At 68.1% G+C, this 25160-nt stretch carries 18 protein-coding genes; 9 read left to right on the plus strand and 9 right to left on the minus strand.

The genetic code is table 11. The features are described 5' to 3' along the window. Positions 1 to 502: 502 nt before the first annotated feature. Positions 503 to 1300 (plus strand): IclR family transcriptional regulator, encoded by a 798-nt coding sequence (locus C441_RS04835; protein ID WP_049920448.1) that lies wholly within the window; start codon positions 503 to 505, stop codon positions 1298 to 1300. A 55-nt stretch (positions 1301 to 1355) separates the two neighbouring features. On the opposite strand, the gene C441_RS04840 is transcribed toward C441_RS04835, so the two are convergent. Further along, a complete protein-coding gene (locus C441_RS04840) occupies positions 1356 to 3023 on the minus strand; it encodes an aldehyde ferredoxin oxidoreductase family protein (RefSeq protein WP_007274087.1) in 1668 nt (555 codons plus the stop codon). 158 nt (positions 3024 to 3181) lie between these two features. Between C441_RS04840 and C441_RS04845 the strand changes: the two genes are divergently transcribed. Together C441_RS04845 and C441_RS04850 are read left to right on the plus strand one after the other, a co-directional pair. Continuing rightward, positions 3182 to 4561, plus strand: coding sequence for an aspartate aminotransferase family protein (locus tag C441_RS04845; protein ID WP_007274088.1), 1380 nt, complete (start codon positions 3182 to 3184; stop codon positions 4559 to 4561). A 45-nt stretch (positions 4562 to 4606) separates the two neighbouring features. Beyond that, a complete protein-coding gene (locus tag C441_RS04850) occupies positions 4607 to 4993 on the plus strand; it encodes a Rid family detoxifying hydrolase (protein WP_007274089.1) in 387 nt (128 codons plus the stop codon). 63 nt (positions 4994 to 5056) lie between these two features. On the opposite strand, the gene C441_RS04855 is transcribed toward C441_RS04850, so the two are convergent. Beyond that, positions 5057 to 5710, minus strand: a complete 654-nt coding sequence (locus C441_RS04855; RefSeq protein ID WP_007274090.1) for a hypothetical protein — start codon at positions 5708 to 5710, stop codon at positions 5057 to 5059. 457 nt (positions 5711 to 6167) lie between these two features. On the opposite strand from C441_RS04855, the gene C441_RS04860 reads away from it, so the two are divergent. Then, entirely contained in the window at positions 6168 to 7802 is a 1635-nt protein-coding gene (locus tag C441_RS04860; protein ID WP_007274091.1) for a BCCT family transporter, read from the plus strand. A gap of 198 nt (positions 7803 to 8000) precedes the next feature. Then, a complete protein-coding gene (locus C441_RS04865; protein WP_007274092.1) occupies positions 8001 to 9359 on the plus strand; it encodes an aminotransferase class III-fold pyridoxal phosphate-dependent enzyme in 1359 nt (452 codons plus the stop codon). 75 nt (positions 9360 to 9434) lie between these two features. Here C441_RS04865 and ilvA read toward each other — a convergent pair whose 3' ends face one another. Both ilvA and C441_RS04875 read right to left on the minus strand, forming a co-directional pair. Next, positions 9435 to 10733, minus strand: coding sequence for a threonine ammonia-lyase (ilvA, locus tag C441_RS04870; RefSeq protein WP_007274093.1), 1299 nt, complete (start codon positions 10731 to 10733; stop codon positions 9435 to 9437). Then, entirely contained in the window at positions 10730 to 12037 is a 1308-nt protein-coding gene (locus C441_RS04875) for an amidohydrolase (protein WP_007274094.1), read from the minus strand. The genes ilvA and C441_RS04875 overlap by 4 nt, the downstream gene beginning before the upstream one ends. A gap of 129 nt (positions 12038 to 12166) precedes the next feature. On the opposite strand from C441_RS04875, the gene C441_RS04880 reads away from it, so the two are divergent. Together C441_RS04880 and C441_RS04885 are read left to right on the plus strand one after the other, a co-directional pair. Then, on the plus strand, positions 12167 to 13135 hold the full coding sequence (locus tag C441_RS04880) for a D-2-hydroxyacid dehydrogenase (RefSeq protein WP_007274095.1): 969 nt from the start codon (positions 12167 to 12169) through the stop codon (positions 13133 to 13135). Between the two features lie 6 nt (positions 13136 to 13141). After that, a complete protein-coding gene (locus C441_RS04885) occupies positions 13142 to 16288 on the plus strand; it encodes an FAD-binding and (Fe-S)-binding domain-containing protein (protein ID WP_007274096.1) in 3147 nt (1048 codons plus the stop codon). Between the two features lie 57 nt (positions 16289 to 16345). On the opposite strand, the gene gdhB is transcribed toward C441_RS04885, so the two are convergent. Further along, positions 16346 to 17650 carry a glutamate dehydrogenase GdhB gene (gene gdhB, locus C441_RS04890; protein ID WP_007274097.1) on the minus strand — a complete coding sequence of 435 codons (1305 nt, stop codon included), beginning with the start codon at positions 17648 to 17650 and terminating at the stop codon, positions 16346 to 16348. A gap of 29 nt (positions 17651 to 17679) precedes the next feature. Next, positions 17680 to 18858, minus strand: a complete 1179-nt coding sequence (locus tag C441_RS04895) for a M24 family metallopeptidase (RefSeq protein WP_049920449.1) — start codon at positions 18856 to 18858, stop codon at positions 17680 to 17682. A gap of 344 nt (positions 18859 to 19202) precedes the next feature. On the opposite strand from C441_RS04895, the gene C441_RS04900 reads away from it, so the two are divergent. Continuing rightward, positions 19203 to 20225 (plus strand): LLM class flavin-dependent oxidoreductase, encoded by a 1023-nt coding sequence (locus C441_RS04900; protein WP_007274099.1) that lies wholly within the window; start codon positions 19203 to 19205, stop codon positions 20223 to 20225. A gap of 67 nt (positions 20226 to 20292) precedes the next feature. Beyond that, positions 20293 to 20649, plus strand: coding sequence for a hypothetical protein (locus C441_RS04905; RefSeq protein WP_007274100.1), 357 nt, complete (start codon positions 20293 to 20295; stop codon positions 20647 to 20649). Between the two features lie 27 nt (positions 20650 to 20676). Here the strand turns inward: C441_RS04905 and C441_RS04910 are convergent, their stop codons facing one another. Genes C441_RS04910 through C441_RS04920 form a run of 3 tightly spaced genes read right to left on the minus strand, consistent with a single transcriptional unit; the run spans position 20677 to position 25084 of the window. Next, entirely contained in the window at positions 20677 to 22545 is a 1869-nt protein-coding gene (locus tag C441_RS04910; RefSeq protein ID WP_007274101.1) for a hypothetical protein, read from the minus strand. 7 nt (positions 22546 to 22552) lie between these two features. Beyond that, positions 22553 to 23380 (minus strand): signal peptidase I, encoded by an 828-nt coding sequence (locus tag C441_RS04915; protein ID WP_007274102.1) that lies wholly within the window; start codon positions 23378 to 23380, stop codon positions 22553 to 22555. Between the two features lie 3 nt (positions 23381 to 23383). After that, a complete protein-coding gene (locus tag C441_RS04920) occupies positions 23384 to 25084 on the minus strand; it encodes a TasA family protein (protein WP_007274103.1) in 1701 nt (566 codons plus the stop codon). Between the last annotated feature and the right edge of the window lie 76 nt (positions 25085 to 25160).

The following is a 25160-nucleotide window of genomic DNA, read 5'->3' on the forward strand; positions in this document are numbered from 1 at the left end:
AGATATGTAGAGCGTTGGGACCACACGGTGGACCGACGACAAACGGGTATCACGACTCCGGCACGCCACCGGACGGTACGGCGAGCGAACCGGTCGCTACCCCCGCTCCGACGGGCCTATTTAAACGTTCGCGCCTCCGAAAATCGAGTCGAAAGCGGACGTTTCAGCCCCTCGTTCGCCCGTGAGACCGAACCTCACGTGCCTCGGAGAGAACCGGCGTTCCTCCCTTCCGAATACGTATAAACCGATGCGGCGGTCACCCCGCCGAAGAACGGATAATTCCAACGAGGGCCCTCCGTAACCAGCGTGTAGAGGAATGTTAACTATTGACAAACACTGGGATTTAAAATAAAGGTTCGACTCTGCGGAACGGTTGGAACGCCCGTTCGTCGGGTGGTCGCTTCCAGTCGAGCGACCGGCGTCGCAGTTGCGGTCGCCGGCCGGCACGGCCGCCCCGATAAACGGAGGTACATCTTTAACCCCGGACCGTGGATTCCTCTCCATGAATAGACACGACCCGTCCGGCGTGCTCAAGACGACCGCCGCCTCGTTGGCGCTCGTCGACCACATCCTCGAACTGGAGGGGGCGACGATGAGCGAGCTGGTCGAGGCGACGGACCTCGCGAAGAGCACGGTCTACGCTCACCTCAAGACGCTCGCGGAGTACGGCTACGTCGTGAACGTCGACAACGAGTACCACCTCGGGGCGAAGTTCTGCCATCTCGGCGACTACGTCAGGACGCGCAAGGACTACTACCGCGTCGCCCAGGAGACCGTCTCGTGGCTCGACAGCGAGTCGTCGATGGACGCGGACTTCGCGGTCGAAGAACACGGTCGAATCGTCTCGCTGTACGGCGACCTCGAATTCGCGAACTCGCCGCGGTTTCTCATCGACGGCAGTCCGTTCCACGTCCACACGACGTGTTCCGGCAAGGCGATTATCGCCGAGTACCCGGAGACGCGAGTGCGGGAAATCATCGACCGCTGGGGACTGCCGGCGGCGACGGACGACTCCATCACGACCGAAGAGGAACTGTTCGCGGAGCTGGCGACGGTCCGCGAGCAAGGGTACGCCGAGAACAGCGGCGAGGCGGTCGAGGGCTTTTGGGCCATCGGGAAGGCCGTGAAGTCGCCGCGGGGCGAGGTGTACGGGTCGCTGAACCTGAGCGGTCCCGCCTACGCCATCGACGAGGAGACGCGGGCGACGCAGGCCGAACTGCTCGAACGCGCCGCCGAGCGGTTCGAACAGGGCGTCGCGGAACTGTATCAGACCCAAGCGAGCGAGCCGAACGAAGAGTGAACGCGGGAAGAGAGGAACGCGGAGAATCCGTCGGGCGGAGGGGTAGCCAGACGCGTTACGCCGGGACGTTTCCGGACGGGACGACGCCGTCGTCGGTCCAGCCGCGACGCTCGTAGTACGCTTCGAGCGCCGCCTCGAACCCGTCTAACTCGTCGGCGTACGGGAGCGTGTCGTCGCCGCGGTCGAAGCCGCGCTGGTTGTTGAAGTGCCGTTCGAGCGTGACGATGCGGTCGCCGACGGCCAGCAGGTCCTCGAAGTCGGCGCCGAACAGCATCTCGTAGCGCTCGGGGGTCATGAAGTCCCGCGAGAACTTGCAGACGATGCCGCTGTCGTTGAGCGCCATCTGGTTTTCCTTCTCGATGAGGCGCTTGGGCTTGCCCTCGAAGCCCTCCGGCGGATAGGCGTCGTCCTTGCCGACCAGCGGGTACTCCTGCGAGTAGAACACCGCGTACATGTGGTCCGCGCCGCGGTTGGCGACGGCGTACGACAGGCCCTGTCCGTGGAGGACGCGCCCCTCGTGGGCGGCGAAGTCCATCCCCTTGACCGTCCAGTTCTCGACGCCGAGGTCGTCGTGGACGCGGGCGATGCCCTCGGCGAGGTCGTCGCCGACGCCCTCTCGGTGCGCGATTTTCTCCACGAGGTCGTGGATGAGGTCGGTGTTGCCGAACTCGTCTTCGCTGGCGAGGTAGGCCGCGACGGTGTTGCCGGCCGAGATGGCGTCGAGGCCGTAGCGGTCGCACAGTTCGTTCGACTTCATCACCTCGACGATGTCGTCGACGCCGGAGTTCGACCCGAACGCCATAGTGACTTCGAACTCGGGGCCCTCGGTTTCCACGCCCGCCTCCTCGTCCCTCGTGGGGAGTTTGCACGCGAACGCGCAGGCGGAGCAGGTGCCCTTCTTGTACTTCTTCTTCTCGACGGCGTCGCCGTTGATGCCCTCCGCGCCCTCGAAGTGGCGCTCGGAGAAGTAGTACGACGGGAGGCCGTCCATCTCGTTGGCGAGGTCCAGCACGGCGACCGTCCCCTGTCGTTTCATGATGTGGTCGTCGGTGGCGGCCTCGCGGTGAATCTCCATCTGCGACGCCGGAATCTCGATGTCGGGCGCGGAGTCGCCGCCGAAGGTGAGCGCCTTCACGTTCTTCGACCCGAGGACCGCGCCGAGGCCGCCGCGACCGAACGCGCGCTCCTCGCTCGTCATGATGGAGGCGAAGCGCACGAGGTTCTCGCCGGCGGGACCGACGACCATCGTCCGGTCGGCTTCGATGCCGTGTTCGTCGTCGAGGTACGCGACCGTCTCGGGGACCGTCGCGCCGGCGAGGTCCGGGACGGACTCGAACTCGACGCCCTCGTCTGTGACGTGGAGGACGACCAACTCGTCGCTCGCGCCTGTGAGTTCGACCGCCGAGTAGCCCGCGTCCGCGAAGTTCCGCGAGACGAACCCGCCCGCGTTCGACGAGCAGAGGCCGCCGGTCAAAGGCGAGACGCTGGTGCAGTTCGTGCGGCCGGTGAAACTCATGTTCGAGGACTGCATGGGACCGGTGCTGAAGTAAACCCGGTTCTCCGGGCTGAAGGGGTCAACGTCGAATGAGACGCGCTCGTGGGCGAGGCGGGTGGCCACCCCGCGGCCGCCGACGTAGGATTCGAGAATCTCGTCGATGTCTTCCGTCCGGCTGGTCTTGTCCCCTAAGTCGACCGTGAGAAGCGGACCTTGTGCGTGTAACATGAAGGAAAAGAGGCGGTGCCTCGCACTAATCCATTGTGGTTACTGTTACGTCGCTAACCAAATCACCGCGGGAGACCGGTTCCGAAACCGGATACTGTGTACGTCATCAATAGGAAGCGTGGACAAATTATTTATGACTGTTCTGCATGGGTTGAGGCATGGTCGCAGGTCCACCGATTCACGAGTTGCACTTCGACGACGCGCCGAGCGTGGGCGACGTTCCGGGGCCGAAGTCGACGCGACTCCTCGAAAAGCAACAGCGGATCGACAGTAGCGCCGTCTCGTACCCCGAGGACATCCCCATCGCGTTCGAAAGCGGGAAGGGCGCGACGGTGCGCGACGCCGACGGCAACACCTTCATCGACATGTTCGCCGGCATCGGCGTGCTCAACGTGGGTCACTCGAACCCGTACGTCCTCGACGCGGTTCACGAACAGACCGACAAGTTCGTCCACACGGTCGACTTCCCGACGGAGGCCCGACTCGACCTCATCGAGAAGTTGGACGAAATCGCGCCCGAGGGACTGCGCGGGAACAACCGCGTCGTCTTCGGCGGCCCGACGGGGAGCGACGCCATCGAGGCCTCCATCAAACTCGCCAAGTACAACACCGGGGGGACCGGTCTCGTCGCCTTCCGCGGCGCGTACCACGGCGCGACGAGCGGCGCGATGAGTCTCACCGGCAACAAGAAGTTCAAGGGCGACTACTCGCCGCTCCTCCCCGACGTGGTCCACGCGCCCTATCCGAACACCATCGAGATGGGCAAGGGACCGCAGGAGGCGGTCGACCACTGTCTCGAAGAGGTCAAGGCCATCTTCGAGGACCCCTACGGCGGCCTCGCCAACCCGGCGGGTATCTTCGTCGAACCGATTCAGGGCGAAGGCGGCGTCGTCACCCCGCCGAAGGGGTTCCTGAAGGGCCTCCGCGACATCGCCGACGACAACGGCGTGCCGCTCGTGTTCGACGAGATTCAGAGCGGCCTCGGGCGCACCGGCGAGTGGTGGGCCAACGAGTGGTACGGCGTCACGCCGGACGTGATGACCTCGGCGAAGGCGCTCGGCGGGACCGGCTTCCCGCTGTCGGCGACCATCTATCACGAGGACCTCGACACGTGGGGGTCGGGCGACCACGCGGGCACGTACCGCGGCCACGTCGTCGGGATGCGCGCCGGCACCCGCGCCATCGAGTACATCCAGGAACACGACCTCCTCGCGCACGCCCGCGACCTCGGCCAGTACATCCGCGATCGGCTCTCCGAGGTCGCAGAGGACAACCCCCGAGTCGTGGACGTTCGCGGGAAGGGGCTGTTCATCGCCGCGGAGTTCGTCGACGCCGAGGGCAAGCCCGACGGCGACGCGGCCGACGCGCTCCAGCAGTACTGCTTCGAGCGCGGCGTGTTAGTCTGGAAGGCCGGCCGGCACGGGAACGTCCTGCGACTGCTCCCGCCGCTCGTGCTCACCCGCGACCTCGCGGAGACGGCGCTCGACGTCATCACCGACGGTATCGAGGCGGTCACGGCCGAGAAACAGCGGCTCTGAGTCGCCCGCGCCGAGCGCACACCACACGATTCACGCTCACCAACGATGCCACCGGAACGAGTCATCACGGACGACGCCCCGCGCACGGACAACCCCTACTCGCAGGGCGTCGTCGCCGGCGACACGCTCTACGTCTCGGGCTACGGCCCGGTCGACCCCGAGACGGGCGAGGAGGTCGACGGCGACATCGAGGAACAGACCGACCGCGTGCTCGACAACATCGCGGCCGTCGTCTCCGAGGCCGGCGGCGACGGCCTCGACGACGCGGTGAAACTGACGGTGTACGTCGCCGACCTCGACGACTACGAGCGGGTCAACGAGGCGTACGGCGCGCGGTTCGACGAGGTGCCGCCGGCCCGCGTCTGCGTCGAGGTCGCGCGCCTGCCCGGCGACGTTCGCGTCGAGATGGACGCGATAGCGTATCTCGGATAGGCCGCGGCTCGCGGGGGCGCAACCGCGCGACCGCGGGTTTATTCAGGGGTGGCGGACCGAGGTTCAGTCGTTCAGTTCGTCGACCCGGCGGTCGCGCCGCTCGTTCGCGGCGTCGATTCGCTCGAGGAACGCCGACATCTGCGCTTTCATGTCGGCGCGCAGGTCGGTCGCAGAGAAGTCGTCGGACTCCGCGAGGAGCCTGACGAACGCCTGTAGCTCCTCGTCCGTGAGCTGGTCGAACGCGCCGCGTTCGAGTTTGTCGATGACGGCGTCGACGTCGATTTGGCCGACCGGTTCGACGTTGAAGTCGACCGTGACCATCCGGTAGTCGGAGCCGGCGAGTTCCTGTTCGGCCTTGTTGACGCCCTCGGCGAGCATGTCCTTGAACGGCGTGTAGTAACCCATCGTCCCGAGGTGGAGGAACGCGAGCATGTCGGTGATGCCCCGCGTGTACGCCTCGCGGTCGGCGGCGTCGGGGTTGAACACCGTCTCGCGGTCGCGGTCTTCGAGCGACTCGAACAGGATGGTGAAATCGAGGATGGCGTTGCGGAGGCGGCGTCGAATCCGGTTTCGCTTCTGTTTCTTCGAGTGGTCGGTGTAGTCGGTCTTCCGGCCGAGCAGGAACTCGCGGTCGCTCGGCGTGAGGATGCCGCGGCCGCGGTCGGCGGCGTAGGCGAGGTCGTCGGTGCCGTCCGTTCCGTCGGCGTCGTTTGCCATATACAGAACGCGTGTACGAATTCGATTAAGCGTTACGAACGGACCGAAAATCCGGCCGATACGGGCCGTGAATACGGAAATTCCCGGTGTCTGTCTACAGTTCGTATGAGCGCGCCGGGAGAACGCAAGCGAGGAGGCCACGTGAGGAGCGAAGCACCCGACTACGACGTGACAATCCGCCGAAGGCGAAGCCGGCAGATTTTTCGACCGTTTGTAAACGGATTTCGTTCTCGGCGTCACCGATAACCACAAATTTTATGGTAATGTTTGCACTTGTCGTGATGTGAGACATCACGTAGCATGGTGTCCGTCGGAGCGATAGCATGACAGACCACATTACAGCACGCGGGTGCAACGGTCATCGTGGCGCACAGTTCGGGGCGCGGGCCTCGACCAGTCAGTCGGGAGGTGGCGGTCCCGTTCGGACGGAGTCGAACGGGGCGATTACGCACGGGGGGTGTCGGCGGTGAGTTCCTCGAACGGCGCGGTCAGCGAGTTCCTCGACGAGATCGAGCCGGTGATATTCGCGTTCGGCGCGGCGATAACCCTGCTCTTCGTCGGCGCGTTCAGCCTCAACCCCGATGCCTCCTACGAGTTCGTCCTCGGCATTCGCCGGTGGATTCTCGCCACGTTCAACTGGTTCTTCCTAATAGCGATGCTCGGGTTCGTCCTGTTCTTGGGCTTCGTCATCTTCGGGCCGTGGGGGAACCTGAAGCTCGGCGACGAGGACCCCGAGTACAGCTTCCTCTCGTACTTCGCGATGATGTACTCCGCCGGACTCGCGGCGGGCATCGTCTTCTGGGGGCCCGCCGAGGCGCTGTTCCACTACTCGACGGTCCCGCCGCTGTACGGGGCCGAGGCGCAGTCCGCGGCGGCGATGCCGCTGGCGGTCCAGTACTCCATCTTCCACTGGAGTCTGACCCAGTGGTCGTGTTTCACCGTGATGGGCCTCGCCATCGGCTACTTCGTCTACAACTACGACGCGCCGCTTCGCGTGTCGGCGGTCCTGACGCCGATTCTCGGCGCGGACAACGTCGACGGCGCAATCGGGAAGGTCGTCGACATCCTCGCCGTGTTCGCGACTCTCGGCGGCGTCGCCACCTCGCTGGGCTTCATCGGGAGTCAGTTCATCACCGGCCTGAACTTCCAGTGGGGCATTCAACTCGGCGACGTGGGAACCATCCTCGTCATCACGGGCATGGTCGTCATCTTCACCATCTCGCTGGTGTTGGGCGTCGACAAGGGGATTCGCCGGCTCTCGAACTTCAACATGGTCGTGTTCGGCCTGCTGATGCTCGCGACGCTGATATTCGGGCCGACCTTCCGCATCCTCGAACTCGGCACGCAGGCGACCGGCGGCTTCATCGGCGACTTCTTCCAGATGAGCCTGTTCACGCAGGCGACCACGACCAGCGCCAGCAAGTGGGTCAACGCGTGGACCGTCTTCTACTGGCTCTGGCCGCTCGCGTGGTCGCCCTTCGCGGGGCTGTTCATCGCCCGCATCTCGCGCGGTCGGAGCGTCCGCGAAGTCGCGTTCGCCGGTATCGGCGCGACCTCGCTGGCGACGGTCCCGTGGTTCGCCATCGTCGGCGGCGCGGGCGTCATCATGCAACACAGCGGCGCGGCGAACGTGCTCGGGCCGGTCTCGGAGTACGGCGAGGCGGTCTCGGGGTACGTCCTCTTCGGCAACCTCCCCATCGCCGGGCCGCTCCTCCTGTTCGCGTTCCTCGTGCTCGTGACGACGTTCTTCGTCACCTCCGCCGACTCATCCACCCTCGCGGTGTCGATGATGACGACCGGCGGTAAAGAAGAGCCGTCCGCGCTCAACCGCGTCTTCTGGGCCGTCCTCCAGGGCGCGGTGGCGTCCATCCTGATGGTCGTCGGCGGCGTAAACGCCCTGCAGTCCGCGGCGATTATCACGGGCGCGCCGTTCGCCGTTATCTGCGTGATAGCGACGCTCGGACTCATCCGGACCTTCCAAGACGACTACGGGAGCCTCCTCCTCCAAGACGAGACGAGTCTCTGGGGGAAGTCGGAGTCGACCGGCGGGCAGTCGCCGGCCGCGAACGTCTCCAGCCACGACGACGACTGACGCCGAGCCCAACCGAACGTCGTTCCGCCCCCGTCTCTGTCCCCGTCGCCGTCCGTCTCCGTTCTCTGCGTCCCGGTTCCGTCCGACCGCGAGCGTCGCCGTCGCGGCCGATGCGGCCGACGTGACCGTTTCGAACGGACCCACACGGTCGTTCCTGAGATACCAAGTTTTAATGTACACCATTAACAAATCCTGTGTATGGATAGGGATACCGCAGAGCCGGACGCAGCAGCGCTTCCCGGGCCAAACGCCGAGAAGTGGGTCGAGTTCCACCACGAGCACGCCGCGCCCAGCGAGTACTCCCACGAGTTCGTCTGGGACGTGACCGCCGAGGCCGACGGCCCGTTCGTCACCGACGTGGACGGCAACGTCCTCTTGGACTTCACCTGTCACATCGGAGCCGCCCCGCTCGGCTACAACAACGAGAAAGTGCTGTCGAAGCTCCGCGAGTTCGACCTCGTCGAGCCGATGAAAATCGCCGGTCAGGACATGTACTTCGGAGCCGGTCCAGACCCCGAGACGGCCGAGTTCCCCGGGTCGAGCCACCTGATGGACAAGCTCACCGACGTGTCGTCTCACTACGGGATGGACACGGTGTTCCTGTCGAACTCCGGGGCGGAGGCCGTCGAGAACGCGATGAAGATAACCCACGACCGCAAGGCTCCCGCGAAGTACGGCTACGCCTTCGAGGGGAGCTTCCACGGGCGGACGCTCGGGACGCTCTCGCTCACGAAGTCGAAGGAGGTCTACACCCGCCACTACCCGGAGGTCGCGGGCATCGAGACGGTGCCGTTCTGCGCGGATTCGGGCTGTTCGGCGGACTCTTGCGACTGCGGCTTCTTCGCGGGCGGCGGCTCGCGGTTGCGGAACTCGCTGTCGCCGGAAGGCGGTCACGTCAACCCCGACGAGGTCGCGTTCGCGATTCTCGAACCGATTCAGGGCGTCGGCGGCTACCGCTTCCCGAGCGAGGAGTTCATGGCCGAGGTGGGCGACGTCTGCGACACCTACGACATCCCGCTCGTCGTGGACGAGATTCAGTCGGGCGTCGGCCGCACCGGCGAGATGTGGGCCGCCGACCACTACCCCATCGAACCCGACGTCATCGCCAGCGCGAAGGGACTCCGCGTCGGCGCGACCGTCTCGCGGTCCGAGGTCTTCCCGACCGAGAAGAACCGCCTCGGGTCGACGTTCGGCGGCGGCGACCTGCTCGCGTCGATGCAGGGCGCGCTCACCCTCGACGCCATCGAGGAGTACGACCTGCTCGACAACGCGACCGAGCGCGGCCGGCAGGCGAAGGAGCTCCTCGCCGACGACGCGCCCGACCACGTGGTCGACGTGCGCGGCAAGGGCCTCATGCTCGCCGTCGAGTTCGACACCAAACAGCGCCGCGACGCCGTCGTCGAGGCGGCGCTCGACCGCGGCCTGCTCACCCTCGGCTGTGGGAAGAAGACGATTCGCCTCCTGCCCCCGCTCGACTCCACCGAGCGCGAAATCGAGCTGGGCGTGGGCATTTTCTGCGAGGCGATGGACGCCGTGGCGACCGAAGCGGTCGCGTGAGCGTGGGCTTCGCCGGACGGACAGCGTGAGAAAGAACGGACCCGAGACGCGGTCTGTCCCGTTTTTCCGGACTACTCAGGCCGAGTCACCGGACTCGCCGACGCGCTCGTCCAGCGAGTGTGAGACGACTTCGACGCCGTCGAGCGCGGCCAGCGAGTCGAGCGCGTCCGCGAGGTGGTCCGGACCGCTCCCGTCGAGGCGAACCTCGACCGGAACCCGGTTCGGTTCGTCGGCGGCGGTTCGGGCGGCGCGCTCGACGCTATCGAGTTCGGCCCCCGACGCGGCGACGGCCTCGGAGAGGTCGCCCAGCGCCGCCGGCCAGTCGTCGAGTTCGAGGCGCGCTTCGGCGGCGCGGCCGAGCGCCTCCATCCCGACGCGAGTCAGTTCGGCGTGTTCCGAGAGGCCGACGTTGCCGCCGGAGACGACGGCCGCGACGCGCTCGCCCTCGACGTCGACCGCGCCGGAGAGGAGCGCGGCGACCGGGGCCGCGCCGGCCGGTTCGGCGACCGTCTTCGCCCGCTCGGCGAGGACCGTCACGGCGACCGCGAGGTCCGCGTCGTCGACCGAGACCACGTCGTCGACGCGGTCGCGGACGACAGCGAACGTCCGCTCTAACAGCCGCGCGTCGGCGATGCCCTCGGCGACGGTATCGACCTCCGAGAGCATGCGAATCTCGTCGGCCTCCAGCGAGGGCTTTGCGTGGGCCGCGCCCTCGGGTTGGACGCCGACGACGCGCACGTCGGGGTCCCGCGCCTTCATCGCGGTGGCGATGCCGGAGATGAGGCCGCCGCCGCCGATAGAGACGAGAACCGTGTCCACGTCGGGCGCGTCCGCCGCGATTTCCCGCCCGACGGTTCCCTGTCCGGCGATGACGGCCGCGTCGTCGAAGGGGTGGACGAACTCCAGCCCCTCCTCGTCGGCGAGTCGCAGGGCGTGTTCGTACGACTCCTCGTAGATGTCGCCCTCGACGACGACGTCCGCGCCGTAGCCGCGGGTGGCGTCGATTTTGACCGCCGGCGTGATTTCGGGGACGACGATGGTCGTGTCGATGCCGAGCAGGTCGCCGGCGAGCGCGACGCCCTGCGCGTGGTTGCCGGCGCTGGAGGCGACGACGCCCCGCTCGCGCACCGACTCGGGGAGTCGCGCCATCGCGTTGTACGCGCCGCGAATCTTGAACGACCCCGTCCGCTGGACGTTCTCCAGTTTGAGGTCGACCCGCTCGGCCCCGCAACGGTCGGCGATGGTCCGCGAGCTATCGAGCGGCGTCCGGTGGACCACGCCGTCGAGTCGCTCGTGGGCGTCCGCCACGTCGTCGGCGGTGACGACTTCCGACGCCGGGGGAGCCGACTCGCCGGTGACGCGGCCGTCGCTCATCGGTTCTCTCCCGCGAGTTCCGGTGCCGACTCGACGCCCGCGACCGAGAGAATCGACCGCGTGAGCACCTCGACGCCGGTTTCGAGACTGCGCTCGTCCACGTCGAACGTCGCGGTGTGGTGGCTCGTCGGGTGGTCGGTGCCGACGATGGAGTAGCACGCGAGGCCGCCGTCGCGCTGGACGCGCTCCATGAGGAACGTCGCGTCCTCGCTCGCGCCGAAGTCGGCGGTCGGCACGACGCGGTCGACGCCGCGCACGCCCTCGGCGGCGTCGGCGACCGCCTCCACGAGCTCGGGGTCGCTGTCGGCCCGCGGGCTCTCGCTGACCACGTCGACCGTCGCCTCGCAGTCGTGCAGTTCGGCGGCCTTCTCGAACCGCCGGCGGAGTTCGGACTTGGCGTACTCCATGAGTTCGGTCGTCTCGCCGCGCGCCTCGGCGACGGCCTCGACCTCGTCGGCGATGACGTTGCTCGCGGTGCCGCCTTCGACCCGGCCGACGTTGACGCGAGTCATCCCGTCGGAGTGCCGCGGGATGCCGTAGACGCTCTCGATGGCGGTGCCGAGCGCGTGGATGGCGTTCGCGCCGGCCTCCGGCGCTTTCCCCGCGTGGGCCGTCGTGCCCTCGATTTCCGCGTCGATGTGGCACATGGCGAGCGGTTTCTCGATGCCGGCGACGACCTCGCCCGTCGGGTGGTCGAGGCCGACGTGGACCGCGAAGAAGTAGTCGATGCCGGCGGCGTACTCGCTTTTCGCCATGGGCGCGCCGCCGCCCGAAACCTCCTCCGCGGGCTGGAAGAACACGACGAGTCGGCCCGAGAAGTCGCTGTCCTTGACGGCTTCGAGCGTCGCCAGCCCCCACGTCATGTGGGTGTCGTGGCCGCAGGCGTGCATCGTCTCGCCCGTCTCCGAGCGGAAGCCCTCGGCCGCGGGGTCGTGGGCCGCGTCGTCCGACTCCTCGATGAACAGCCCGTCGATGTCGACCCGGAGGCCGACCGTCGGCCCCTCGCCGCGGTCGAGGACCGCGACACAGCCGGTCGTCCCGCCGCGGAGCGGTTCGAGGAGGTCCGGGTCGGTCCCGCTGTCGAGCGCCCGCTCGTACCACTCGTCGAGTCGGTCGTCGCTCGGGACGGCCATCCGGTCTGCGGGGTCGTAGGCGTCCGCGCCGACGGCGAGTTCGTCCACGCCGATGGCGCGCAGTTCCTCGACGAGCCGCGCGGTCGTCCGGAACTCGCACCAGCCGGGTTCGGGGTGGCGGTGGAGGTCTCTGCGAAGCTCCGCTAGTCGCGCTCGAACGGCGTCGGCCATGCGTACACGTACCACTCGCCACCCACTTAAGCATAAACGGTATCCGTGGACACCGGCTACACAAAAAGACTAAGGGAACGTCACCCAATCGATGTAGCAACCGCGCCCGCGACGCGCGCGACTCACACCATGACCGAGACAGACATCGTCGTCCTCCGCGAGGGGACCGAGGGCCTTTCGATGGAATCGTACGCCGACGCGCTCCGCGAGCGCCTCCCGGACCGGACCGTGACGCTCGCCCGGACGCCGAAACAGGAACGCGAACTCGTCGCCGACGCCCGCGTGGTCACGGGCATCACGATAGACGAGGACCTGCTGGACCGCGCCGACCGCCTCGAACTGTTCGCCTGCACGTTCGCCGGGACCGACCACGTCCCGATGGACGCGCTCGCGGAACACGGCGTCGCCGTCACCAACGCCGGCGGCATCCACGCGCCCGGAATCGCCGAGCAGGCCATCGGCAACATGCTCGTGTTCGCCCGCCGCCTCCACGAGGGCTGGCGGCGCAAAGAGCGCGCCGAGTGGCGACACTTCCAGTCCGGCGAGTTCACCGACAGCACGGTGACGATTATCGGCCTCGGCTCCATCGGGCAGGCCGTCGCCCAGCGGTTGCAGGGCTTCGAAGTCGAGACTATCGGCATCCGCTACACCCCGTCGAAGGGCGGCCCGACCGACGAGGTCGCCGGCTTCGAACCCGACGCGATTCACGACGCGCTCTCCCGGAGCGAGTACGTCGTGGTCGCGTGTCCGCTGAACGACCTGACCCGCGGGCTCATCGGCGAGGCGGAGTTCGCCACGATGCCGACCGACGCGGTGGTCGTCAACGCCGCCCGCGGCGGCATCGTCGACACCGACGCGCTCGTGTCTGCCCTCCGGTCGAACAAGATTCGCGGGGCCGCCCTCGACGTGACCGACCCCGAGCCGCTCCCCGCCGACCACCCGCTGTGGGGGCTGGAAAACTGCCTCATCACGCCCCACACGGGCGGCCACACGCCCAAACACTGGGACCGCCTCGCCGACATCGTCGCCGGGAACCTCGGGCGGCTCGACGAGGGCGAGGAGTTGGAGAACCAAGTGCTGGCCGCCGAGTCGAACTGACTCCCGATGGCGACGCAGGAACGACCCGACGACCCTCGCGGCGACCGGCAGGCCGACCCGCCCGCTGACTCGCGGGGCGACCCCAGTAACGACCCGCGCGCCGACTACGACTACGTCGGCGGCGACACCGACCGCGAGGCGCTCGTCTCCGACCTCGAACGCCTCGTCGACGGCGACGTGCGGTTCGACGAGTACACCCGACAGCTGTACGCGACCGACGCCTCGGCGTACGAAGTGCTCCCCGTCGGCGTCGTCATGCCGACCTCGAACGCCGACGTGGCGGCCGTCGTGGAGTACTGCGCCGACCGCGAGATTCCCGTCCTCCCCCGCGGCGGCGGCACGAGCCTCGCCGGACAGGCCGTCAACGAGGCGGTCGTCCTCGACCTCTCGCGGCACATGGACGGAGTCGAGTCGGTTGACCCCGAGGCGGCGACGGCGACCGCGCAGGCCGGGGTCACGCTCGCGGACCTCAATAACTCCGCGGCCGACCATGGTCTCACGTTCGGCCCGGACCCCGCCGCGGGCGACCGGAGCGTCCTCGGAGGCGCTATCGGTAACAACTCCACCGGCGCGCACTCCCTGAAGTACGGCAAGACCGACTACTACGTCGAGGAGTGCGAGGTCGTCCTCGCCGACGGGAGCGTCCACCGCTTCGGCGAGGTGCGCGTGGACGACCTCCGGGAGAAGGCCGACCCCGAGAGCGACGCGTGGGGGGCCGACGGCCCGGCGAGTCCGCTTCTCCCCCGAATCTACGCCGAGGTCGTCCGCGTGCTCGACGAGGAGCGCGAGGAGATAGACGCCCGCTACCCGGACCTCAAGCGAAACGTCTCCGGCTACAACCTCGACGCGCTGGTCGATGAGGCCCGCGGGGAGCGCCCGCTGGCCGACGGGACCGGAACCGACCCGGACTGCGAGTCGGGGACCGTGAACCTCGCGCGTCTGCTCGCCGGGAGCGAGGGGACCCTCGCCGTCGTGACCGAAGCGACCGTCTCGCTCGAACCGCTCCCGGAGACGAAGGCCGTCGCGCTCCTCACCTACGAGGACGTGTTCGACGCCGCCGCCGACGTGGCCCCCATCCTCGACCACGACCCGGCGGCGGTCGAACTCATCGACGACGTGCTCATCGACCTCGCGCTCGACACCGCGGAGTTCCACGACGTGGCCGCGTCGCTCCCCGACGGGACCCGCGCGGCCCTGCTGGTCGAGTTCTACGCTGACTCCGACGCCGAGGGCCGGCGGAAAGTCGCCGACTTGCTGACGGCCCGCGCGCCCTCGGTGACGCCGGAGGCGGCCCCATCCGACGGCGTCGAAGTCGCCGACAACGCCCGCGCGTTCGACGCGCTGGAAGCCCACGACGAGGCGGCCCGCGCGGGGCTCTGGGAGATGCGCAAGGCCGCCGCGCCCATCTTGCTCTCCCGGACGACCGACGAGAAACACATCTCCTTCATCGAGGACTGCGCCGTGCCGGCCGACGAACTGCCGGGCTACGTCGAGCGGTTCCGCGAGGTCATCGACGACCACGACGCCAACACGAGTTTCTACGCCCACGCGGGCCCGGGCGTGTTGCACGTCCGCCCGCTCGTCAACACGAAGACGCTCGACGGCCTCGACTCGTTCGAGACCATCGCCGACGAGGTGACCGACTTCGTCGTCGAGGCCGGCGGGTCGGTGTCGGGCGAACACGGCGACGGCCGCGCGCGGACCCAGTGGAACCGCAAACTGTACGGCGACCGCCTCTGGAACGCCTTCCGCGACCTCAAGACCGCGTTCGACCCCGACTGGCTCCTGAATCCGGGGCAGGTCTGCGGCGACGTGTCGATGACCGAGAACCTCCGGTTCGACCCCGACTACGAGTTCGACGCCGGCTTCGACCCGGCACTCGACTGGGACACCGAAAACGGCTTTCAGGGGATGGCGGAGCTCTGCCACGGCTGTGGCGGCTGTCGGGGCGACCAATCGACCACCGGCGGCGTGATGTGTCCGACCTACCGCGCCACGCAAGAGGAAGGACTATCGACCCGCGGCCGGGCGAACATGCTCCGGCAGGCGATGAGCGGCGACCTCGACGCCGACGCGACGGACACCGAGTTCATGCGCGAGGTGCTGGACCTCTGTGTCGGCTGTAAGGGCTGTGCCCGCGACTGCCCGAGCGAGGTCGACATGGCGAAGCTCAAAGCCGAGGTCGAACACGCCCACCACGAGTCTCACGGTGCGGGCCTCCGAGACCGCCTGTTCGCCGAGGTGGACCGGCTGAACGCGCTGGGCTCGCGGCTCGCCCCGCTTTCGAACTGGGCGGCGAAGGTGCCGGGCGCGCGGACGGTCATGGAGAAGACCGTCGGCATCGCCAGAGAGCGGTCGCTCCCGACGTTCCACCGCGAATCGCTGGAAGACTGGTTCGAGGCGCGGGGCGGCGCTCGCGTCCCCGAGGCCGAGGCGACCGACAGGGTACTTCTGTTCCCGGACAGCTACACCAACTACAACCACCCCGACGCGGGGAAGGCCGCGGTTCGCGTGCTCGAAGCCGCCGGCGTCCACGTCTCGATTCCGGACGACGTGACCGCGACCGGCCGCCCGGCCCACTCGAAGGGCTTTCTCGACCGGTCGCGGGCGCGCGCCGAGACGAACGTCGACGCGCTCGCGCCCCGCGTCGAAGCCGGCTGGAGCGTCGTGCTCGTCGAGCCCTCGGACGCGGTGATGTTCCAGTCGGACTACCTCGACCTGCTTTCGAGCGACGCGGCCGAGACCGTCGCCGCCGAGACCTACGGCATCATGGAGTACCTCGACGCGAAGCGCCTCGTGGAAAACATCGACGCCTCAGCGTCGGCCGAGACGCTGACGTACCACGGCCACTGTCACCAGAAGGCGACGCGCAAGGACCACCACGCGGTGGGCGTCCTCCGCCGCGCCGGCTACGACGTGGACCCGCTCGACTCCGGCTGTTGCGGCATGGCCGGGAGCTTCGGTTACGAGGCCGAACACCACTCGCTGTCGAAGGCCATCGGCGACATCCTCTCGGACCAAATCGGCGAGAGCCGCGGCGACACGGTCGTCGCGCCCGGCGCGTCCTGTCGGACGCAACTGGAGGACATGGACGGCGCGGACGACGACCCGCCGCACCCGATAGAGAAGGTCGCCGACGCGGTCGCTGACTGAGAAGCGCGCCGAAAAAGAACCGCGAGTCGCTTCAGGTTTCGCTCGCCGCGCGGGCGCTCAGGGCCAGAGGCCCCGCGTCTCCTTCGCGCCGCCGATGCGGGAGAGCGCGACGACGTACGCCGCGTCGCGCCACGTCAGGTCGCGCTCTTCGACGTGTTCGCGGACCGCGTTCCACGCCTTGAGCATCTCGGCTTCGAGTTCCTCGTGGACGCGTTCGAGCGACCACTGACGGCGGTTGATGTCCTGGAGCCACTCGAAGTACGAGACCGTCACGCCGCCGGCGTTGGCGAGGATGTCGGGGAGGACCGGAATCCCGCGCTCTTCGAGGACGGCGTCGGCCGCGAACGTCGTCGGCCCGTTCGCGCCCTCGACGACCATGTCCGCCGAGATGGCGTCGACGTTCTCGGTCGTGATGACGTTCCCGATGGCCGCCGGGATGAGCACGTCCACGTCGAGTTCGAGCAGGTCCTCGTTCGTGAGCGACTCGGGGGCGTCGTAGCCCGACACCATGCCGGGGCGCTCGTCGTGGCCCTCGACGTCCTGCGTGTCGAGGCCGTCGGGGTCGTAGATGGCCCCGTCCACGTCGGAGACGGCGACCACCTTCGCGCCCCACTCGTCGAGGAGGCGGGCGGCGTTCGCGCCGACGGACCCGAACCCTTGGACCGCGACGGTGGTGTCTTCGATGTCCCAGTCGTAGAAGTCGATGGCTTCGCGGGTGACGATGGCGACGGAGCGACCGGGGGCCTCCTCGCGGCCGTACGACCCGCCGATGACCGGCGGCTTACCCGTCACGACGCCGGGCGTCGTCTCGCCCTGTTGCATCGAGTAGGCGTCCATGAACCACGCCATCTCCTGCGGGCCGGTGCCCATGTCGGGCGCGGGAACGTCCTTCTTCGGCCCGACGACGTTGCGAATCTCCTCGGCGAACCGTCGCGTGAGTCGCTCGCGCTCCTCGTCAGAGAGCGTCTTGGGGTCGACCGCGACGCCACCCTTGCCGCCGCCGAAGGGAAGGTCCATCACGGCGCACTTCCAGGTCATCCACATCGAGAGCCCGATGCACTCGTCGGCGGTCACTTCCGGGTGGTAGCGGAGGCCGCCCTTGTACGGCCCGCGCACGTCGTCGTGCTGAGCGCGGAAGCCGGTGAACACGTCGAGCGAGCCGTCGTCGCGGCGGAGCGGGACCGACACCTGCTGGACCCGCGTCGGGTGCTTCAGGCGCGCGACGACGCCGTCGTCGACGTCGGCGTGGCTCGCCGCGCGTTCGAGCTGTCTGCGCGCCGTCGCCAGCGCCGATTCGGGTTCTGACTCCGAGCCGCCGTCGGCGACCGCTTCGCCGTTTCGATTTTTGCCATCTTCGTTCATTCTATTAGGGCTGTGACCCGGAGTCATAATTAGGTTGTGAATAGTCGCCGGGGGAAGTCGGCCAGCGGCTCCGCCCCGTCGGCCGTGACGACGAACGTCTCGCTGAGTTCGACGCCGAAGTCGTCGAACCAGAGGCCGGGGATGGTGTGGAACGTCATGTTCTCTTCGAGGACGGTCTCGTCGCCGGGGCGGAGGCTCGCCGTGTGTTCGCCCCAGTCCGGCGGGTAGCCGAGCCCCATCGAGTAGCCGATGCGGTCTTTCTTCTCGATGCCGTACTCGGCGATGGTGTCGCGCCACGCCTTCTCGACGGCCTCGCAGGTGACGCCGGGTTCGACCGCGTCGAGGGCGGCTTCCATCCCCTCGACGACGATGTCGGCCCGCCGGGACAGCTCCTCCGGGGGGTCGCCGACGAACGTCGTCCGGGCGAGCGGCGAGTGGTAGCGGTGCCGACAGCCGGAGAGTTCGATGATGACCGGGTCGCCGTCCTCGAACTCGCGGTCGGTCCACGTGAGGTGCGGCGTGCCGGTGTGGTCGCCCGAGGGCATCAGCGGGACGATAGACGGGTAGTCGCCGCCGTAGTCGTCGGTGCCCTCGATGAGCGCCGAGTAGATGGCCTCGGCGGCCTCGTACTCGGGGACGCCCTCCTCGATGACGTCGAGGCCGGCCTGCATCGCGTTCTCGGAGATGCGGGCCGCCTCGCGCATGTAGTCGAGTTCGGTGTCGGACTTCTTGATGCGCACGCGGTTCACGAGGAGCGTCGTGTCCTCGAAAATCGCCTCGGGGAGGTTCTTCTGCAGGCGCGTGTAGGACTTCGCGGTGAAGTAGTAGGCGTCCATCTCGAGGCCGACGCGCGCGTCGTCGACGCCGAGGTCCTCCAGCACGGCCGCGACGAAGTCCATCGGGTGGAGGTCGTGGGGCGACTGCACGTGGTCGTCGCTGTACGGTCGGATGCTCTCCTCGCTCAACGTGGTCGTCGCGCGAGCGCCGTTGGCGTCCATGTCGCGACCGACCCACACGGGTTCGTCGCGGTCCCGCGTGACCACGACCCCCTGATGGACGTAAAAGGACCAGCCGTCGTAGCCGGTGAGGTAGTTCATGTTCGCGGGGTCGCTCACGAAGAGCGCGTCCAGCCCGCGTTCGGCCATCCGCTCTTTGGTCCGGGCGATGCGTCTGTCGTACTCGGCGCTGTCGAATACGGCTCTTGGCATGGGAACCTCTATCGAACCATCGGATAGGGCCCGTAAAAATTTTTTGTGGACAATGGTCACGGATTCTGTGTACGCCGACGGCGCGGGAGACGAGAATAATGTATAGATAAAACAAGATTGGTGGTCGGCTCAAATGACCGCAGACACCATTTTCACATATATACTAATTAGGACGCGCTAGAGTATTCAATTTCTTAGATAATCTAGATTATTCAAAATTTCCAGAATATTCAAACGTCAGTAGGGTACCAGACAAGCAATATTGATTTGCTTCCGACTCACCGAGAACAGTACGCGTCTGCTGGGAGCCCAATCGTTATTCCTCGCAGTCTCGGAGGCGGGGTATGGACCTCTCTATCGTCGACCTCTCCCCGGTTCCGCGAGGCGGGACCGCGACCGACGCCTACGCGAACACCGTCGAGGCCGCCGCGCAAGCCGAGCGACTGGGTTACTCGCGCTTCTGGGTCGCCGAGCACCACGGCATGGCGAGCACCCTCGCGGGAACGACGCCCGAGGTGTTGCTCGGCCACCTCGCCGCGGAGACCGACTCGATTCGGCTCGGCTCCGGCGCGGTGTTGCTCAACCACTACAGCCCGTTCAAGGTCGCCGAACAGTTCGGCGCGCTCGACGGACTCGCCCCCGGCCGCATCGACGCTGGGCTCGGCCGGGCGAACGGGTCGCCCGCCTCGGACCAGGCGCTCGGGACGGACCGGCACGTCGAGGACCCCGACGGCGACCACGCCGAGAAGGTCGAGGCCGTCGTCAACCACCTCTACGACGACTACCCCGACGAGCACCCCTACGCCGACCTCGAAATCCCGCGGGGGAGCGGCGACCCGCCGGTCCCGTGGGTGCTCGGGTCGAGTCCGTCGAGCGCGACTATCGCGGGCGAACTCGGGCTTCCCTACTGCTTCGCGGGCTTCATCAGACCGCAGTTCGCCGTCCACTCCTTCGAGGAGTACCGAGAGAGCTTCCGGGCGTCCCCGCTCGCCGGCGGCATCGACGAACCCCACGGGATGGTCGCGGTGAACGCCGTCTGCGCCGAGACCGACGAGGAGGCGGCTCGGCTCCGCGCGGTGGCCGAGGCGACGTACAAGCGGATGCGCCGCGGCGAAGTCGGCACGAGGCCGACCGTCGAGGAGGCGATAGACGAACTCGGCGGCGTCCCCGAGCCCACGCCCGCGACGCTCGGAGCCAACGAGTGGCCGCGAGCCATCTCCGGCAGTCCCGAGACGATTTCGGGGCTGTTGGACCAGCTCGCGGAGCGCGTCGGGGCCGACGAGATGATGATTCAGCACGTCGTCGGCGACCACGAAGACGGACTTCGCTCGCACGAACTGCTCGCCGAGGGCGTCGGCCTCGTCTGACGCGTCGGCGTCCGCGACAGTCTGCCTGCCCGGATAATTCATATTGCAGTCCCCCGGAATAAGGAGTGTGTCACGACTTCGGCATCTCCGGCTCGAAGACACGCCCTTCGAGGCCAGAGAGTTCTCACTGCTCTGGCTCATCGCGCTCGCGACCTACGGCGTCGGCGACATCGTCACGACGCTCACCCTCCTCTACTACGAGCGCCGGTTCGACGAGGCGAACGCCCTCCTCGTGGCGAGCACGGACGCCCTCGGACGGTGGGGGCTCGTCCTCCCGAAGCTCGCCGTCTTCCTCCTCTGTCTCGGCATCTGCGTCTACGGCGCTCGCGTGGGCGACAAAGTATTGTACTACCTGCCGCCGGTCGCGCTCGCCGTCATCGGAGCGTTCGCCACGGCGTTCAACCTCCGGCTCTTCGTCGGGTGAGCGGCTGAAAATCGGGGCGGAGCGCGCTCAGTCGGTCACCTGTTCGAGCGTGAAGACGAACTCCACGTCGACGCTGTCGGTCTGTATCTCGTTGCCGGCCGACTCCCGAATCTGCCACTCGACGACGAGCGACAGCGACTCCCCGCCGTCGAGTCGGCCGAGCGAGACGGACTCGTTCCACACGTCGGCGAAGTCGAGATACGTCGTCTCGTCGCCGAGGACGTAGGTGCTCGTCCCGTTCGCCCGCTCGACGCGGAGCCGGACGGCGAGCGCCTCGTGGAGTTCGCCCTCGTCGGCTCCGCCGGTCGAATCGACCGACAGTTCGGGACCGAATCGGCCGTTCTCGGCGGACTCGAACGGCATCGACTCCAGCGTCAACACGCCGGGGTCGCGGCCGCGGTTGGCGAGCGTCCCCGTCGAGTTGCCCGCGGAGCCGGGCGCGACCGACTGCGTGTCGAGAAGCGAGACGCCCGCCCCGCCGGAGCCGAGTTCGAGGTCGACGCCCTCCGGAGCGCTCCCGGCGGTGTTCTCGACGGTCACGTCGAACGACGCGGTCTCCTCGGTTCGGGCGACCTCGGTCGAGTCGCGGAACAACACCGCGGTCACGGAGACGTAACCCGTCGTGACAGTCGTCTCTCCGTCGTCGGTGGCGGCGAAGCCGTCGGTGCGGTCACCGTCGGCGTAGGTCACGTCGGAGCCGAGCGCGGCGGCGATATCCACGGGGCTCGGCTCCCGGAGAGTGACGCGGCGCTCCTCCTGCCAGCCGTCGTCGGGGACCCACGTGTTCACCACGAGCACGACGCTGTCGACCGTGCCGGTCCACGAGAGCGTCCCGGTCACGGGGCCGCTGAGCGACCCGACGGTCCCGTCGGCGCTTCGGACCGTCGGCGGGTCGGCGGCCTCGACCGAAAGCGTCGGGTCGGGCGACGCCGACGATGCGGCCGTGGTCGTCGTTTGACTGCCGCCGCTACCACCTCCACCGCCTCCGCCGCCGCCAACACCAGTGCCCGAGCGCGCCGTGGTGGTCGGCTCGGGACTGCTCGTCGGCGCGGGCGTCGACGTGGGCGTCGACGACGGGCTCGGGCTCGGCGTCGTGGTCTCGGTCGGCGTCGACGCGGGCGTCGGTGTGTCCGGGTCCTCGAACTGGTTCGTTTCCTCGGGCGGGGCGTCCCGCGTCGGCGAGGGCGGCGTCACGGTGACGTCCGGCGGCGACGGCTCTGGGTCGTCGCCGCCCCGGAGGTCCGAAATCGCGTCGTTGATGCCGCTGTCGTCGAGGAAGCGGTCGATGCTCCCGGGAGCGGCGAAACCGGTTCCGACCAGCACGATGCCGACGACCACGAAGACGATGAACACCCGACCGGCAATCTGCGAGAGCCGCCGCGAGAGCGTGCCGAGGAGCTTCGCCGACAAGAGCGAGGCGAGCGACAGCGGAAGCGGGAACAGCCCCGCCCGCGGCGGGCGGTACTCGACCACCAGCGCCGTCTCGGTCGGCCGGTCGCCGGGTTCGACCTCGTCGCCGACAGCGACCGAGTACTCGTCGGTACGGGGTTCGCCGTCCTCGTCGGGCGAGGGTCGCTCGCGTTCGACAAGCGCGGGTTCGGCGTCGGCTTCGGTGCCGGTGCCGACGAACGACGCCGAATGCGCGTCCCAACGCCGGACCGCCCGGACGACCCCGTGGACGGGAAGGCGCTCGCCGGGAAGACAGAGGACGCGGTCGCCCCGTTCGAGACGCTCGAAGTCGACCTCCTCGAAGTCGTCTGCATTGTTGTCGTCCGCGTCGCTGTCGTCCGCGTCGCCGTCAACGAGGCGTCGACACCGGGTCGCGTCGGCGAGCGCCAGTTCGGGCGACTGCTCGGGCGTCCAGTCGGGCGCGTTCGCGTCGTCCGGGCTGGTCACGAGGGATTCACCGCCCGTCCTCGGAGGTCTCGTCGGTCGGCGCGTCAGAAGGGCAGTCGACGGGGTCGGTCACCCATTCCATGCCGTCGGCCGAGCCGGAGGGCGCGGCGTCGAACGGCGAGGGAGACGGGTCGACGACGGCGACGGGGTCCGAGAGGCGGACGCCAGTTCGCTCCGGGTAGAGCGTGACGCCGCCGTCCGAGGCGCTGACGTAGCCGGCATCGATACCGGCCGCTCCGCCCGTGGAACCGCCGCTTGCGGTACTCCCGTCGGATTCGTCGGACCCGTCGGACTCGTCGGGGTCGACCTCGACGAGCGCGTCGGTGTACAGCGAGTAGAGCTCGGTCACGACGAGGAGCGCGCCGGGGAGGATGACGAACAGGACCAATCCGAGTCCCGACTGGACGAACTGCGCGGCGAGCCCGAGATACGGCACGTGGAACCAGACGCGACCGACGACGCGGTCGGCGGTGACGGGGTCCGAGTCGACGTCCTCATTGGCGTCGCCTTTCGTTCGGAACACCGGACTGTCGCCGCTTCGGTCCACCGCGACGACCCGGTGGGTCACGCGGTCGGTCCGCTCGTCGGTGATGGCGCTTCCGGCTTCCCGGTAGGTGATGATGTCGCCCTCCGAGATGTCCGCTGGCGGTACGTCGCGGACGACCACCACGTCGCCGGCGTCGAACGTCGGCGACATACTCCCCGAGAGGACGGTGTAGCTGGCGTCGGCACCGAAGGCCTGCGGCGCGGCGAGCACGACGACGAGCGCGACGGCGACGAGGAGCACGACGCCCCCGAGGACGCGGGCCGCGGCGGCGAGACGAGACCAGTTCATCGGTCAGGCGCCCCCGTCGGCGTCGTCTCCGGTCCCGTCGTCACCGCCGGCGTTCTCGGGGGCGGCCGGTTCGGTTTCGGAGTCGGAGTCAACCGATTCGGTTTCGGAGCCGGGGTCAGCCGCATCGGTTTTAGAGTCGGAGTCGGAATCGGTCGTTTCGTCGCTTTTCCCGACGTCATCGTCTTGGCCGGCTTCACCGTCGCCGTCGTCTTGGCCGGCTTCACCGTCTCCACCGTCTCCGCCGTCTTGCTCGGGTTCGGCTTCACCGTCTCCACCGTCTCCGCCGTCTTGCTCGGGTTCGGCTTCGTCGTCTTGCTTGGAATCGGATTCGGCGTCTTGGTCGTTCTCTCCGGCCTCGTCCTCGACATCCGCTTTCTCGATGCTGTCGTCTTCTCCGTCCTCGGATTCGCCGTCTTCCTCGGTCGTCTCGACCTCGTTTGTTCTGACTGCGTCGCCCGTCTTGACGTCGACGCGCATCACGAGGTCGTCGGGGTCGACGTGGGCGTGGTGGTGCCACGAGAACCGGAGCTTGCCGGTGAGCGAGAACGACCCGTCTATCTCGCGGGCGATTCGGACGTGGTTCGTGCCGGTCGCGTCGACCGAGACGTCGGCGAGGGCGCTCGTCCGGCCGTCGGCGGTGAGTTCGAGGTCCGAGACCGCGACCGACGTCCAGGCGGCCGAGGCGGAGACCGTGACGCCGAGCGCGACCACGTCGTTCGCGCCGACGCCCTGTCCCTTCCGCCCGTGTTTGTCCGGGTACTCGGTGCCGCCGACGGTCATCGTCACCTTACTGCCGTCGAAGTCGACGCGGAACGACTCGGTTCGGCCCGACCACCACGCGTGTTGCCAGTCGTTGTTCTGCCTGTGGAGGCGGGTCTCGGAGCTTCCGGAGCGCTTCAGCACCGCGACTTCGTAGTTCTCCGGCTCCGAGTTGCCGTACACGAAGCCGTCGTAGGGCTCGCCGTAGCGGGCGAGCGTCGCCCAGTCCCAGCCGCCCATCGCGTCGCGGGCGTTGCCGGAGCCGGACGTTGAACCGTCGTCGCCGTCGTCGCCGACCTCGCAGGACGCGCCGTCGTCGGCGTCGGCCCGCTGGTCGAGCGCGAACCGGAGGTCGACGCCCGCGATATCCGAGGCGACTTCGTTGCCGGCGCTCGACGGGAGCCGCCACGCGATGACGAAGTCGACCGACTCGCCGGACGCGAGTTCGTAATCGAGGTCGAACGTCTCGTCCGCGACGAAAATCGAGTCGAGGGTCGCGTAGTCGGAACTCCCGCAGAGGTACGTCTTCGACCCGTCGGGGGCTTCGAGCCACGCGCGGACTTCGAGCACCTGCGCGAGTTCGCCGTCCCCGACGCGGGGGTCGTTCTGCGACGGGGGCTCCGACTGGCCGTTCTCGTCGTCGGTGACGCCGAGCACGTCGATGTCGAGGAAGCCCGCGAGCGACCCGCGGTTGCGGAGCGTCACCGACGCGGTGCCGCTGTCGCCGGGCGCGAGGCCCGACTCTTCGAGGAACGTGAGTCGCTCGTCGTCGCCGTCGACCGTCAGGTCGAGCGTGCCGACGCCGAACGACGCGTCGGCGCGCTCGGTGTCGGAAAACGCCGAGTAAGTGCCGACGCCCGCGGCGGCGCTTCCGGCGCTAATCGTGAAGAGCCCGCCGAGGAATCGGCGTCGGGTGAGCGTCAGCGTTGGTGTCTGTTTCGGCATCGAGAGGCGTGAAGTCGTCGTGCGCGTTCGGAGGGCCGGAACGAAAGAGATGGACGCGGTCGGTTCGACCGGGTCG

The organism is Haloferax sulfurifontis ATCC BAA-897 (genome assembly GCF_000337835.1).
In the GTDB taxonomy this organism is placed as follows: domain Archaea; phylum Halobacteriota; class Halobacteria; order Halobacteriales; family Haloferacaceae; genus Haloferax; species Haloferax denitrificans.

Excerpts from the sequence above, each read along its gene's own strand:
- C441_RS04835 (WP_049920448.1), top strand. The coding sequence starts at position 503 with ATGAATAGACACGACCCGTCCGGCGTGCTCAAGACGACCGCCGCCTCG.
- C441_RS04840 (WP_007274087.1), bottom strand. The coding sequence starts at position 3,023 with ATGTTACACGCACAAGGTCCGCTTCTCACGGTCGACTTAGGGGACAAG.
- C441_RS04845 (WP_007274088.1), top strand. The coding sequence starts at position 3,182 with ATGGTCGCAGGTCCACCGATTCACGAGTTGCACTTCGACGACGCGCCG.
- C441_RS04850 (WP_007274089.1), top strand. The coding sequence starts at position 4,607 with ATGCCACCGGAACGAGTCATCACGGACGACGCCCCGCGCACGGACAAC.
- C441_RS04855 (WP_007274090.1), bottom strand. The coding sequence starts at position 5,710 with ATGGCAAACGACGCCGACGGAACGGACGGCACCGACGACCTCGCCTAC.
- C441_RS04865 (WP_007274092.1), top strand. The coding sequence starts at position 8,001 with ATGGATAGGGATACCGCAGAGCCGGACGCAGCAGCGCTTCCCGGGCCA.
- ilvA (WP_007274093.1), bottom strand. The coding sequence starts at position 10,733 with ATGAGCGACGGCCGCGTCACCGGCGAGTCGGCTCCCCCGGCGTCGGAA.
- C441_RS04875 (WP_007274094.1), bottom strand. The coding sequence starts at position 12,037 with ATGGCCGACGCCGTTCGAGCGCGACTAGCGGAGCTTCGCAGAGACCTC.
- C441_RS04880 (WP_007274095.1), top strand. The coding sequence starts at position 12,167 with ATGACCGAGACAGACATCGTCGTCCTCCGCGAGGGGACCGAGGGCCTT.
- C441_RS04885 (WP_007274096.1), top strand. The coding sequence starts at position 13,142 with ATGGCGACGCAGGAACGACCCGACGACCCTCGCGGCGACCGGCAGGCC.
- gdhB (WP_007274097.1), bottom strand. The coding sequence starts at position 17,650 with ATGAACGAAGATGGCAAAAATCGAAACGGCGAAGCGGTCGCCGACGGC.
- C441_RS04895 (WP_049920449.1), bottom strand. The coding sequence starts at position 18,858 with ATGCCAAGAGCCGTATTCGACAGCGCCGAGTACGACAGACGCATCGCC.
- C441_RS04900 (WP_007274099.1), top strand. The coding sequence starts at position 19,203 with ATGGACCTCTCTATCGTCGACCTCTCCCCGGTTCCGCGAGGCGGGACC.
- C441_RS04915 (WP_007274102.1), bottom strand. The coding sequence starts at position 23,380 with ATGAACTGGTCTCGTCTCGCCGCCGCGGCCCGCGTCCTCGGGGGCGTC.
- C441_RS04920 (WP_007274103.1), bottom strand. The coding sequence starts at position 25,084 with ATGCCGAAACAGACACCAACGCTGACGCTCACCCGACGCCGATTCCTC.